This is a genomic window from Leptothoe kymatousa TAU-MAC 1615, assembly GCF_018739865.1.
GTDB lineage: Bacteria > Cyanobacteriota > Cyanobacteriia > Phormidesmidales > Phormidesmidaceae > Leptothoe > Leptothoe kymatousa.
The window spans coordinates 998023-1010571 of record NZ_JADOER010000004.1; the positions used below are offsets into that span (position 1 = coordinate 998023).

At 48.6% G+C, this 12549-nt stretch carries 12 protein-coding genes; 5 read left to right on the top strand and 7 right to left on the bottom strand.

The annotated features are described in order from the left end of the window. Positions 1-120 precede the first annotated feature (120 nt). Positions 121-429 (top strand): DUF3155 domain-containing protein, encoded by a 309-nt coding sequence (locus IXB28_RS06615; protein ID WP_215617737.1) that lies wholly within the window; start codon positions 121-123, stop codon positions 427-429. A 182-nt stretch (positions 430-611) separates the two neighbouring features. Here IXB28_RS06615 and IXB28_RS06620 read toward each other — a convergent pair whose 3' ends face one another. The 4 genes from IXB28_RS06620 to ntcA all read right to left on the bottom strand — a co-directional run bounded on the left by IXB28_RS06620 (position 612) and on the right by ntcA (position 4246). Next, positions 612-1133, bottom strand: coding sequence for a cofactor assembly of complex C subunit B (locus tag IXB28_RS06620; protein ID WP_215617738.1), 522 nt, complete (start codon positions 1131-1133; stop codon positions 612-614). A 126-nt stretch (positions 1134-1259) separates the two neighbouring features. After that, positions 1260-1637: a PadR family transcriptional regulator gene (locus IXB28_RS06625; protein WP_006515159.1), complete on the bottom strand. Its 378-nt coding sequence runs from the start codon at positions 1635-1637 to the stop codon at positions 1260-1262. Positions 1638-2083: 446 nt separating this feature from the next. Continuing rightward, positions 2084-3481, bottom strand: coding sequence for a DUF3084 domain-containing protein (locus IXB28_RS06630; protein ID WP_215617739.1), 1398 nt, complete (start codon positions 3479-3481; stop codon positions 2084-2086). A gap of 93 nt (positions 3482-3574) precedes the next feature. Continuing rightward, the gene (ntcA, locus tag IXB28_RS06635; RefSeq protein ID WP_215617935.1) at positions 3575-4246 is read right to left on the bottom strand and encodes a global nitrogen regulator NtcA; all 672 of its coding nucleotides are present in this window, start codon (positions 4244-4246) and stop codon (positions 3575-3577) included. A 499-nt stretch (positions 4247-4745) separates the two neighbouring features. Here ntcA and fabI point away from each other — a divergent pair, with 499 nt between their 5' ends. From fabI to IXB28_RS06650, 3 genes are read left to right on the top strand one after another with little or no spacing between them, the layout of a single operon-like run. Further along, complete coding sequence (gene fabI, locus IXB28_RS06640) at positions 4746-5522, top strand: enoyl-ACP reductase FabI (RefSeq protein ID WP_215617740.1); 777 nt, start codon at positions 4746-4748, stop codon at positions 5520-5522. A 45-nt stretch (positions 5523-5567) separates the two neighbouring features. After that, on the top strand, positions 5568-6017 hold the full coding sequence (locus IXB28_RS06645; RefSeq protein WP_215617741.1) for an SRPBCC family protein: 450 nt from the start codon (positions 5568-5570) through the stop codon (positions 6015-6017). 9 nt (positions 6018-6026) lie between these two features. Further along, positions 6027-8417: a hypothetical protein gene (locus tag IXB28_RS06650; RefSeq protein WP_215617742.1), complete on the top strand. Its 2391-nt coding sequence runs from the start codon at positions 6027-6029 to the stop codon at positions 8415-8417. A 1-nt stretch (position 8418) separates the two neighbouring features. Here IXB28_RS06650 and IXB28_RS06655 read toward each other — a convergent pair whose 3' ends face one another. Both IXB28_RS06655 and IXB28_RS06660 read right to left on the bottom strand, forming a co-directional pair. Continuing rightward, positions 8419-8868 (bottom strand): ATP-binding protein, encoded by a 450-nt coding sequence (locus IXB28_RS06655; protein ID WP_215617743.1) that lies wholly within the window; start codon positions 8866-8868, stop codon positions 8419-8421. A gap of 2 nt (positions 8869-8870) precedes the next feature. Then, entirely contained in the window at positions 8871-10505 is a 1635-nt protein-coding gene (locus tag IXB28_RS06660) for a SpoIIE family protein phosphatase (protein WP_246559639.1), read from the bottom strand. Positions 10506-10800: 295 nt separating this feature from the next. Here IXB28_RS06660 and IXB28_RS06665 point away from each other — a divergent pair, with 295 nt between their 5' ends. Continuing rightward, entirely contained in the window at positions 10801-11685 is an 885-nt protein-coding gene (locus IXB28_RS06665) for a hypothetical protein (RefSeq protein WP_215617744.1), read from the top strand. Between the two features lie 3 nt (positions 11686-11688). Here IXB28_RS06665 and rsmH read toward each other — a convergent pair whose 3' ends face one another. Continuing rightward, the gene (gene rsmH, locus IXB28_RS06670) at positions 11689-12546 is read right to left on the bottom strand and encodes a 16S rRNA (cytosine(1402)-N(4))-methyltransferase RsmH (protein ID WP_215617937.1); all 858 of its coding nucleotides are present in this window, start codon (positions 12544-12546) and stop codon (positions 11689-11691) included. Positions 12547-12549: the final 3 nt, after the last annotated feature.

The window sequence follows — 12549 nt, forward strand, 5'->3', positions numbered from 1 at the left end:
CAATTTTAAGAGAAGTTGAAAATCTAAGGCACAACCGATATACTTTGCTGGGTTAAGTGTTTTTGTAACTATCAATACACGAATCCACTATTTCAACTTATCCAAGGGAGGTCAAGTAACTTGGCACGGAGACGTAAGCGTAAGAGTCGTCGCCGCCTTGAAGGGCGTCGTATTTTAGAATCAGTTCCCCAGTACAACATTGAGAGTGGAGAAGCAAAGCCGGTTACTGCGGCTCGTAACTTTATCCACGCCGAAGGAATTCAACCGCCTGCCGTTTTACTGGTGAAACGTAACGAGCATACCACCGACCGGTACTTTTGGGCAGAGAAAGGCCTATTCGGCGCTCAGTATGTTGAAGAAAACCATTTTTTGTTTCCCAGTCTTCGTGCCCTGATTGGTGAAGAAGAAGAGGAAGTGGTTCTCGGCTAAGGAAGAAAGGTTAAGTGCGTTAAACAGCACTTAACCGATCCAAACAAAACCTATAAAAGATTACCAGGGAGGCGTTACATTTTTGCCTCCCTTTTCAATGGGTTATTTTTATTTACTAACTGTAAAATCTGGTTGACAAATTCTCCACAGCTCAGTGTGATGGAAAATTTTAGGGAAATTGATTAAAGCGCCTTGAAAGGTGCGTTGGCCTTCAGTTGAATGATTTCATCTCGATGGGCGCGTAGAGTTAGCTTGGTTCCCTGCTCAGTATCAAGCACTTGAAAGGCAATTTGCTCTTCCCGTTTAGCTCGCCGCCAGTAGATGATGGCAGTTACGGGAGAAAGTAGGACTAAACCAAAAAAGATAGCGCCGTAATCACTGAAAAGCGTAGCTAGAACTAATGAAAAGCACAGTAAGGCTACTGCGGCTAAAAGCGATAGAAAAATCGCCAGGAAAACACTGGGTCTGACGACTCCCACCAGTTTGACCCAACGATCGTCGTCTGGGGTTTCTTCGGTTGTAAGTTGGTAGGCTCGATTTTGAAAATACTCAAGGATGGCTTGATGGAGTGGTTCGGCTAATTCGGTTGTAGCGAATTCTGCAATTTGGGTGCGATCTTTGGTAGCCGCTTTGATAAAGAAGAACAACCCTATGCCTAACAAAATGGTTAGGAAAAAAGTAGATTGACTGACCGCGCTTTCCACAACACCTATCCTTTACAAAAATAAACAACGACTGAAGCCACATTGACTATACCCTAGTCGCTGCTCAGTCGTTGTTGTTTATGGAATGCTTAGCCAATTAGATAACTGACTAGGTGATGGTAAGTGTTAGGAACTCATTGCGCGACGTCGTGGCGTTGTATTGCGCTGACCAAGGATATAACGTTGCCATAGCTCCGCTAGTTCCCGTGCCTTAGTTTGCCAGTCTGGACGCAGGCGATACATGCGTCGAGGACGGCCACGACCTTCTACTTTTTTCCAATAACCCATAATGGCCCCTTGGTTTTCAAGAAACTTTAGGGCGCTGTAGAGCACCGTATCCGATAACCGGTAGTCAGGATATTCATTTTCAATAGCATGAATCAGTTCTGTTCCGTAAGAATCACGACGGATGAGAACTGAGAGTACGTAACAAACTGCCAATTCCTTATTTAGATATAGCGGTGGTGGATCTTCAAAAAACTGATAGATGTCTTCAAATTTCATGGCATAGTGCTCCGGCTGCAATAGGGATGGGTTTAAAACAGCTTGATTACCAGAGATTTATTGATGGAGCATAGTTACATCATGCCTAGCATGGATAGGCTCTAGGTTTTGTAAAAGCAGGTGGTGCAGGGGCAGAAGCACGTTGTAATAGCACCTGCTAAAGGCCTTGGTCTAGTCGTTTATGAAGACTCCTAGACGCTTACCTAGATGCGGATATCAGTATTAACCTTTACTCCATGACTGTGGGTGAAGACTATAGCTAGCGCGTGTTCACCTAACGATTTCGTCAAAAGATTTTATTAAAATTCTACGCTTTATTTTAGACGCTAAAAAATCCCTCGAACAATTACTGCCTTATATAGTAACTATCCGCAAAAAAAATTTAGGTTTGCTTGAGAATTTGATAACAAGGATGAAAGTTGCTGCTAAAAATGTTAATTGAGCCGTTAATTATTGGGTGGCTGCTGCTGTTCGAAAAGTTGCGTTTGGAATAGTCGTCTGCCGTTTTGACTGGCGACAAGTTCAAGGGTTAAGGGACCGGCGGTGAATATGGGGCCGCTGGCGATAGCTTCAATGTCGAGGGGGGCACCGTAGTTTTGTACTTCGTTGAGAAAATCGATGATAGCGCCTCTGAAACCGCCGGCCACCCTGGGGTTATCGACTAAAATAATGCCTTCTAAACTAGCTCTGATTTGGGCGCTGGTGATCAGGGTGTTTAGGGTTTCGGTCAATAGTAAAGCGCTGGGGTAAGCGACGTTGATGCCAACTTGAGCCAGGCTTTCCCCTGGTTCAAAAATAATGCGGTTGGGTTCTGCCTGGAGTAAAACTTCTACGCACGGGGGCACTTCTTGTTTGACGACGCACGGTTCCCCGACGATATAGTTGCCGGAGGCTCCGACGCGAATGACATATTGTTGACCATCGGTAATTTTGCGAGCCGTATTTCTGACGACGTCGGGATCAACCCTTAAAATTCGGATTTCTTTGCTGGGGGCATCTGGCCAAATTTGGTCTAAAGCAATGCGATTGGCGTTGGCCAATACCTGTTCAATTTCTGAAATTGCCGCTGTGGTGGATTGGTGCCGTGTCAGCCTTAGGCCTAGGGTTTGGTTGCGGCTAATCGCTACATTGCCGGCCCTGAGCTTTAAAAGTTCTGACTCTAGGTTTTGAATGTCGTCTTCAAGGAAAGCTTGTTCGGTTTTTAATCGTGCTAATGCATCTTCCCGCTGGGCGATGGCTAGGTTGCGTTGTTGGAGCTCTGTATCTCGCTGGGCCAAGGCGGAATCTCGTTGAGCAATTTGTTTTCTAACCTCGGCCTGTTGGCGCTGTAGTATCTGGCGGTCTGCTTGAAGGCTGCCAATTTCCCCCCGTAACTGGTCTGCTTGTTGGGAAACGATGCCCAATTGATTTTGGGTGGCCCCTAGGCGTTCTCGAATCAGGGTTTCGCGTTCGGTGGCTTCGTCTAAAAAAGTGATGACTTCAGTGAGTTCGCCTTCGGCACTGATTTTTTGACGGGTAACTGTATTTAGGGCTTTTTCGACATCTAGTTTGGCGGTACGGGTATTTTCTAATTCTTTACGGGCATTGGATAAATTTGCCTGGGTTTCTTCAAATTCAAACAGCCCCTTTCGCAGTTGTTCGCTAGCGACCAATAGGAGACCGAGGGTGGATGCGGAAATAACGCTGCCGGTTAAAATGCTGACCACGGTAGCGGTTTGACGGGGGCGTAAATTAAATAGAGAAAGGCGGGCCTTTCCTACGCGCATGCCGATGCGATCGCCCAAAGTAGCAATAAGGCCACCGAGGACGAGCACGGTCAAAATCAGTATTAGACCAACGCCCATCTAGTGTCCGTCCAATGGAGTAGGGGTACCTGTTAGAGTCTCGTATAGGTTACTCGATTGTTTACCTCAATGGTCACAAGTCAACGGATTGACCTAGGCAAACTGCTGGCTCAATGCCACGGGATCATGAACGGTGATCTTTTTCTTGTGGATTGAAATCATTGTGTCTTGACGTAAATCCCCTAGTAGCCGAGTCACCGTTACCCTGGTGGAGCCGATGGCTTCAGCTATGGCCTGGTGGGACAATTTTAAATCAATGGTGATGCCGCTACTGCTAGGCACACCAAAGTCGCGACAGAGAATCAGGAGAAAACTAACGAGTCTAGACCCCATGTCTCGATGGGCGAGGGTCTCAATCATCATCTCGGTTTGGAGAATTCTAGATGACAGCCCCTGGAGCAGCATAATAGAAAGCTCTGGGTGCTCTTCGAGGGCCTGCTTCACCTGCTCAATGGGCATGGACATTAGCTCTACGGGGGTGAAGGCGACGGCATGGTAAAACCGGTCCGAACGATTGCCCGTGAGCAGTGATAGCACACCGAAAACGCTATTTTCGCGCAGTAGGGCAACGGTGATTTCTTCACCGGCTTCGTATACCCGAGATAGTTTAACGGCGCCCTTAAGCAAGAAATATACGCGCTCTGCTGGATCCCCAGGAAAGAAGATAGTCTTACCACGCTCGTACGTTTCGGCTACGGGGGGGAAGGAGCCTGTGGATAATTGCCTTAGTAAGTTGACGAGCGGTTTCTCTGTAGTCACGGTAATGGGGGGATGCGATCGCAAAGCTATAGCAGTAGGCAAAAACAACGTGTAGAGATGCTGTCTTAGAAAATAAACCAACAAACCAAATTTGGCAGTGGGTCTAGGCCTCATTAAAAAGGCAATCCCAAGGAGCAGCAGCGCCCAAGATATTTAAGCATTTTAGATATCAGTCAGTAAGGCTAAACCAAGGTTAAACCCCACATCCCCCTAAGGAGCGCAAACAACCCCCTAAAACGCACAATGCGTTTGTTAAATAGGAATCATTTAGCGATACAGTAGTAAGATTTCCTGACTTTAGACTAATAAAACCCAAGTCCGTCGTAAGTTTTGTATAGCAGTATACAAGAAGCCGCTTGTCCCACATTAGCTGCGTGATTAACGATACGAACCTCTGAGTTAAGGGTCAGGCTATCCATGGGGACCCATTTTTCAGTATGCTCCTATGGGCCTTGCCAACGGCTTAATGGTTCACACGTTAATTGCACAGCTCCACCCAACAATCATGCTAGACCTGACTGGAAAAAATGCCCTGGTAACCGGTATTGCCAATAATCGCTCCATTGCCTGGGGCATTGCTCAGCAGCTCAGTAACGCTGGAGCTAATATCGGCGTCACCTATCTGCCAGATGAAAAGGGCCGTATGGAGAAGAAGGTTCGCAATTTAACAGAGCCTTTAAACCCCAGTTTGTTTCTACCTTGTAATGTTCAAAACGATGAACAGGTAACGGCCACGTTTGAGGCCGTTAAGGAGCAGTGGGGACGGTTAGATGTTTTGATTCACTGTTTGGCATTTGCCAATCGTGACGATTTAACCGGAGATTTTAGCGACACGTCCCGTCAAGGGTTTCAAACGGCTTTAGATATCAGTGCCTACTCGCTGGTGAAGCTGGCTCAACAGGCCAAGGCCCTAATGACCGATGGCGGCAGCATTGTCACCTTGACCTATCTCGGGGGTGTGCGTGTGGTACCCAACTACAATGTGATGGGGATTGCGAAGGCCGCTCTGGAAATGAACGTTCGTTATCTGGCTGCAGAACTGGGCCCCAATAATATTCGCGTCAATGGCATTTCCGCAGGGCCAATTCGGACCCTGGCATCATCGGCAGTGGGTGGAATTCTAGATATGATTCACCATGTGGAAGAGGTTGCCCCTTTACGTCGGACGGTCACCCAGGCGGAAGTGGGGAACGCGGCTTCATTCCTCTCTAGTGATTTGGCGTCAGGGGTGACCGGTCAAATTCTCTACGTCGATTCTGGTTATGAAATCATGGGCATGTAGATCGCCCAACGGCTAATGTTTTAGTGAGTGAGTTCCATATCCCCCATGGCAAATTGGCTTGAGCATAGCGTGTATGTTGATGTGGAGGCTCCGATCGATCTGGTTTGGGCCCTATGGTCTGACTTAGAACAGATGCCCCAGTGGATGAAGTGGATTGACTCAGTGGAGTTACTGGCTGATCAGCCAGGCATGTCTCGCTGGAAACTTGCCTCTGGCATATGGGAGTTTACATGGCTTTCCCGTACGGTTAAGGTCGTTCCCAATCAAATCTTGCAGTGGGAATCTGTGGACGGTTTGCCCAATCGCGGTGCTATTCGTTTCTATGGTCATCAGCAGGGAACTAGCACCGTGAAGATGACCCTGGCCTATGCGGTTCCTGCTGTCCTGGCTCGGTTTATGGAAAATGGATGGCTGCGGCGAATTGTGGATTCTACCTTGCAGGCTGACTTAGAGCGGTTTCGGCAAAAAGCTGAACAAGTGGCAAAAGCTGATTAAAGGGCTGCTATGGGTTTTGATTTGCAGCAGGCCGAACAGTGCCTGCAGTCCCTTGATCTAGTGCCCTTATTTCAGACGGTTTTGGGTTGGAATCCTCCTGATGAAAAAGCTGCGATCGCAGTCAAAGCATTCAGTTGCTCCTATCGAGCCCGTTGCATTGCCCAAAACGGTACCGCCAGGGTTTGGCTCATAAAACTCAAGTCCCCTCCCGCCTTAACCGTCCAACTCAAGGCTAAGCTGCACCAGGCGATCCACAAAAAATATCCCCACCCATTAATCATATTCATCGATCAACAGCGATGTCGTAGTCTGTGGTGTTGGCGAAATCGCTATGCTCGTCTGCAATCCCAGGTATTTATTTCCCATCAGCCGCTAGCAGGGTGGCTGGCTCGGCTTACCTATCTGGCCAATTACAAACCCGAGAACGGCATACTGAGCTTCGAGGCATTGGCCGTTGACTCCAGCGAACTAACTCAGCAGTTGAATGTGCAACTGCATAATCTCAGTGGCGGTATTGATGGCATCGGTAATGGTCAAGACCGCTGGTGGTATGCCGTTGTGCTGTTGCAACGACTAATCATAATTCAATTGCTACAGCGGCAAGGGCTGCTCAATAACGATATCTGGTATCTCCACAATCAGTTGGGACGCAGTCAGCAACAGCAGCCAAATATTTTCTTTAAACAAGTCTTACAACCGCTGTTTGGTCAGGGATTCTCACTGCCAGTGGCAGAAAGACCCCGCCATACTCGCTGGATGGGGCAAATTCCCTATTTGGGAGATATTTTTTATCCCCATGCCCTAGAACAAAAACATGGTGCCATTGATATTGAAGATGCCGTTTTTGAAGCAATTTTGGTGTGGTTTGAATCCCCCCTATGGCAGCAAATAGTCAGGTCTTGGCAACCCAGTTACATCGTTTTAGCCTTTGAACAAGTACTGGGGCATTGGACCCCAGAGGATCCTGATGCTGCGTCTGAAAGCCATGCAACAACCTGTGACTTACTAATAAATCAGTTTGTTTTAACGCATCTAGGTCTGACGCCAGATGAAACAGGCCCCGATGTGTGGGACGTACTATTTTGTGGCCAGGCCCAGCATGTACGGCAGCTAGTACAAGCGATATTGCCCCAGTTCTCAGTGATTGATCCGGCCTGTGGGGCCGGTAGTTTGCTGGTGCTATGCCAGCATCGGTTAGTTGATATTTACTGTGCTCTCATTGGCCACCTTAAAACCTTGGCCGATAGCCAGCTGCAAATCTGGTTTCAAGGTTTAGAAAGCGAACATGAGTCCTTGCTACAAACGATCTATCGGCGAATTTTTAAGTACGGGTTATACGGTGTAGACCTAAATCCAGTTGCCGTTGATAGTGCGCGTCTGCAATTACTTTTGGGATTAATTGCCATGGCACGGCAACCCCAAGATATTGAACCCTTACCCAGTCTTGAGTTCAATATTGTTGTGGGTAATAGCTTAGTCGGATTTATTCGAGTAGATGAAGCCGGGTTTGATCGATTGCGCTCCCAAGAACATCTACTCCAAGGCAATCTGTTGCAACCCCTGGTGGCACAAAGCTATCAAACGATTCTTGCGGAAAAAAACATTGCCCTCGAATATTATCGGTCCCGCACCCACATATTAGAGGACCTGCGACAAGGTATTCCCCACTATGCCCAGCTAGAATTCTTCCGTGAACAAATTAATAATTTAGACGCCCAGGCCCAGGCAAAACTCGATGAGTTGCTATTGGCAGAGTTTAGTCAAACGTTAGGTATTCGCTTTAAGGCGGCTCAACTGATGGAGTCCCCGCGGCCAAGAATCTTAGAAATTGAAGATATCGCTGCCCTGCGCCCTTTTCACTGGGGATATCACTTTAGTCAATTTTTAGACCAGGGCCAGGGGTTTAATGTGGTCATTTCTCGCCCGCCGTCAGCCCCAGTGCGCCCTAGCATTCCAGAATTTTTTCAGCGCTTTGGTGATGTCACAAATAAACATGAACTGAGTCGGCGAACATTTAAATCGACCAAACGTTATTTGAATAACGTGCATCCAGAGGTGGCGGCCACCTGGCTGTCTTACCAGAGTCATTATTCCTTAGTGGCCGATTACTTTTACCGTTCCCCTCAATATACGCACCAAACGCCAATGATTAAGGGGAAAAGACAGCGTACACAGCTCCGCCAAGATTGGCTATTTATCGAACGGTGTTTTAACCTGGTGGCCCCCCAAGGTGTTTGTGGGCTGATTGTTTCCAATGATATTAAAGATAGTCCCAGGGGAATGGTTCTGCGGGGTTTCTTAGACAATCAAACCGATGCCACATTATTACTGGGACTACCTAGGGCCCAGGCATCCGATCAACAATGTTGCCTATGCTTTATGAAGCCACAACCCGGTTAGGTCACTTTGTATAGTCTTGGGGCAATCCGATACCTAGATCCTTTTCTAAGGTGAGGCAGTTACGTCCTTCTCCCACCATCAGTTGATAATCAACCCGATCCATCAGCTGGTGCAAAATCAACCAACCATATCCCCCTTCCTGATGTTCGCTAGGGATGGGGGCTCGATAGCTGCGAATATCAAATCCGCGACCTTGGTCCCAAACTTCTAAACACAGAAAGCTGCCTTCGACGCCGAGCCGCAAAATAACGGGTATTTCAGGTCGGTCGTGATGGGCGTGGCGGACAATATTGGAGTAGACTTCCACGATCACTAACCGTAGTCGGCTTTCAACTTTTTTCCAATCGAGGTCGACAATGTTTCCTAGTTCAGCTTTAAGCGAATTTAGTAGCCAATCTTCTACAACCGCGAGGAACTTTAAGTCACTGGGGATAGCGAGTTCAGTTTTCATGATTAAGGCGCTACCTCCAAGGACAAGATAGTTTGATCGTCATGCTGTTCATTGTCGGCCGTATTCAGTTGAGCGATTAAGCGCTTCAGGTCTAGTCCGTTGGTTTGTTGGAGAATCAGTTGCCATAATCCTGTTTGCTTGAGCATAGTTTCTTGCCCGTTGATGTCTATGCTGGCTTCTGTAATACCGTCGCTGGTCAACAGTAAGGCATCGCCCGGGTTGAGATTGAGACAGCCGGCCTTGGTTTGCCAATGCGGTATGATTCCCAAAGGTACGCCGCCCCCCTCTCTTAAGTAAGTAGGTTCCAGGGAGGGCTCAGTTCCCTCAATTAATTTTTTTTGTGACCATAAGATTGGATAGACATGACCGGCATTGGCATAGACGAGTTCCCGACTGGTGGGGCTGTATCGTACTAGCACCATGGTAATCATGTGTTCGTTGTTGACTAAATCAGCATTGAGGGCGCGATTTAGATTAGTCATCACCACATCTGGAGTTGCCGGTTGACTAGCGGATAATTCTCGTCGCAATAGTGAAATAGCGCTAGCCATAAATAAGGCCGCTGGAACGCCTTTGCCGGAAACGTCTCCTACGGCTAACCAAATATCTCCTTGGGGATGGATGAAAACTTCATAGAAGTCGCCGCCAACGGCCCTAGCGGCTTGGCACTGGGCTTGGATGTTAATGCCGGGAATTTCAGGCCACACCTGATTTAGCAGCTTTTGCTGAATTTGTCGGGCCACTTGCAATTCAGCTTGCATTTGTTCGGTTTGGCGCTCGACGTCGTGGTAGAGCTTGGCCTGGGAAATGGCCATGACCACCTGTTCGGAAATGTTTTTGAGCAGGGTGATGGTGTCGCTATTCCAGGTGTCGATGCTTTGGTATAAGACAATGGACGCCAGTAATTGATCGCGATAGCTAAATTCGGCAGCTAATTGCTGATATGTAGTATCCCCCTGGATTACGTGATCCAGGATCAGCGTATTTTCTGGCATCCCGGCATTAGCTAAGGCTGGGATTGGGCTATCGGCTTTGCAATAGGTCACAGGTTTGGGGGGGGGACCGGGGATGGTGGAATCTACCGGGTATAGGACAGCATAGTCAGCATCGAAGGCTGTTCCCAACGCATCTACAACAGTTTGTAGGGTGTTGGCATAGTTTAAGGAACGACGGATAGTCGTGGTAATTGAGTTGTATAAAGATACTTGTTTTAGAGAAGCCGATAGGGCGTTGGTGCGTTGCTTGACCACGCGATAGGTGTCGGCGGCTTCATCGATAACTTGCCGGAGTTCTTTGGGTTTCCAGGGCTTGGTGATGTATTTGTGGACCTGCCCAGAGTTAATTGCATCGACCAGATCCTCCACGTCGGTATACCCGGTGAGGACGATGCGCATGGTGTCAGGATAATCCTTAACAGTCAGGCTTAAAAACTCTGTCCCGTTCATCTTGGGCATGCGCTGGTCGGAAATGATAATGGCCATTTCCCCATGCTTTGCCAAGCAATCTAAGGCTTCTTGCCCACTGCTCGCTCGATAGACACGATAGTTACGTCTAAAGGTTCGGTGTAGAAGTTCTAAATTATCGAGTTCGTCATCGACAACTAGAAGTTTCAGTTGTTCATGAGTGGTGAAACTCATAGTGTCTTTTGGGATTTCTGATGATTGGGGCATGTTGGGGCCAACTTGGGGAAAAGTATCACCACAGTTATCCATATTTACCAGTCGATTGTAGTGTGCCCAGGGATAACCTTGAAATGACTCTATTAGCGCCTAATTAAAAGAAAATTGATCGGTTCTATGGGATTGAGTGGGGATGAGACGGGTAGCCTCACAAGTAGGCAATTATCAAATGGATTATGGCGTTAAACGTTTAGTCGCTTGGGTTCATGATAAGTTGCCACAATGTTGCTGTTAGCCGTTAGGGCATATGACTATGCTTCGCTCTGGGTTCTTGGGGTCTTCTGTGGCACTATCGCTTTTGTGGGGGCTGGCATTGGGGGCTTTTAGCCAGGAGTTGCCGTCTTCCCATCGGTCTGTGGCGGATAGTTTGGCGCGCTTGGACCGGGCCATTTGTTTACAAGCTTGGGACCAGGCGATTGGAATTACGGGGGAGTTGATTGCTTCCCCTGATGTGTCTTCTGGGTATCGTCAGGAGCTACTGGTGTTTAGGCGGCAGCTACAGACTTGGCAGCTGAGTGCAATGTCTCCGACGACTCAGACGAGTTGCGATCGCACCAGTCCCCTATATTTAACCGTGGATCAGCCAGAAGCACCCGCACCTCAGCCCTTAGACTGGAATCGAGCGCTGGCATCGCTAAACACCTCACGGCCCATCATTGACTTTGACGATACCTATAATCCGGTAGAAAATCTCATTCCTGATCAGCTAGTTGCCAATAGTCCTGCCCCCCTTGCCGATACCTATGTGCCTGTCGACACAACCTATGGCTTTGATGTCATTGCAGGCCGTCTCAATCAAGGTCCCCAGGTCTATAGTTTTCTAGCTCGTCGAGGCGATCAGCTATCCCTAGAAGCCACTGTGACCCGTTCATTTATACCGGGGTCCTTTCGACTACTCCTTTTTGATCAAAACGGACGTTTGCTGCTTCAAAGCGACCAATCCGATTTTCAAACTTCAGTGCAGGCCTACACCCTACCCTCAACCCATATCTACTTCGTGGCGTTAGTCCCCGAAGAAAACGTCCCAGCCCTAGACCTGCAGGGCCAAATTGTCGAATGGCCCCCCGCCAGCAATACTAGCTTCGACTACACCCTAACCCTGACGGGGGTCACGCCCTATCAGACATTGCTGCCCTGAGGGCTATAGGCGTTCAGCAATACGGAGCTTGGCAGAGCGAGCCCTTGGGTTACGCCGTATTTCATTTTCGGTTGCCATAATAGGTTTTTTCGTAAGTACCTTTAGCCGCTCATGGTCCCGTAGGCCATGTTTGACACGACGATCTTCAAGGCTATGGAAACTAATAATGACCAGCCTCCCCCCAGGCTTGAGCCAGCTGGGCGATATCTGTACTAGCTGCTCAAGCACATCTAGCTCTCGGTTGACAGCAATGCGCAGGGCTTGAAAAACTCGTGTGGCCGGGTGAATACGGCCATGGCGATATTTGCCTGGCACGCTGGCCGCAATTGTCTCTGCCAGCGCCGTTGTCGTTTGAAACGGACGGCGTTCCACAATCCGCCGAGCGATTCTGCGCGACAGACGTTCCTCGCCATAGTGGTAAAAAATATCTGCTAGATCCCGCTCCGAACCATGGTTAACCAGGTCTGCCGCCGTCAACTCTTGGGTCGGGTTCATGCGCATGTCCAGGGCGCCCTCGTGACGAAAGCTAAAGCCTCGTTCTGGGCGATCCAACTGGGGTGAACTAACGCCTAGATCTGCCAAAATGCCATCAAAACTCGAGTCCTGAGGCATAAACTCAGCAAAGTTGCCGTGCCAGAATGTCACCCGATCGCCAAAGTCAGCTAAGTTCTTTTGGGCCGCTGCCAGGGCATTGGGGTCTTGGTCCAGGGCTGTAATCTGTATGTTTTCCGCTGCCTCTAGCATCAATCGACTATGGCCACCTCCCCCCACCGTGGCATCCAGATAGTGCCCATGGTCTTTTGGCGTTAGCCCCGCCAGAACTTCCTCCGGTAATACCGATTGATGGACGAAGGCTGCCATGTC

What these genes read in the sequence shown, in the direction of transcription:
- IXB28_RS06645 (WP_215617741.1), top strand. Translation starts at nt 5,568, where the DNA reads ATGGCAAATTGGCTTGAGCATAGCGTGTATGTTGATGTGGAGGCTCCG.
- rsmH (WP_215617937.1), bottom strand. Translation starts at nt 12,546, where the DNA reads ATGGCAGCCTTCGTCCATCAATCGGTATTACCGGAGGAAGTTCTGGCG.
- fabI (WP_215617740.1), top strand. Translation starts at nt 4,746, where the DNA reads ATGCTAGACCTGACTGGAAAAAATGCCCTGGTAACCGGTATTGCCAAT.
- IXB28_RS06650 (WP_215617742.1), top strand. Translation starts at nt 6,027, where the DNA reads ATGGGTTTTGATTTGCAGCAGGCCGAACAGTGCCTGCAGTCCCTTGAT.
- IXB28_RS06665 (WP_215617744.1), top strand. Translation starts at nt 10,801, where the DNA reads ATGCTTCGCTCTGGGTTCTTGGGGTCTTCTGTGGCACTATCGCTTTTG.
- IXB28_RS06655 (WP_215617743.1), bottom strand. Translation starts at nt 8,868, where the DNA reads ATGAAAACTGAACTCGCTATCCCCAGTGACTTAAAGTTCCTCGCGGTT.
- IXB28_RS06660 (WP_246559639.1), bottom strand. Translation starts at nt 10,505, where the DNA reads ATGAGTTTCACCACTCATGAACAACTGAAACTTCTAGTTGTCGATGAC.
- IXB28_RS06630 (WP_215617739.1), bottom strand. Translation starts at nt 3,481, where the DNA reads ATGGGCGTTGGTCTAATACTGATTTTGACCGTGCTCGTCCTCGGTGGC.
- IXB28_RS06625 (WP_006515159.1), bottom strand. Translation starts at nt 1,637, where the DNA reads ATGAAATTTGAAGACATCTATCAGTTTTTTGAAGATCCACCACCGCTA.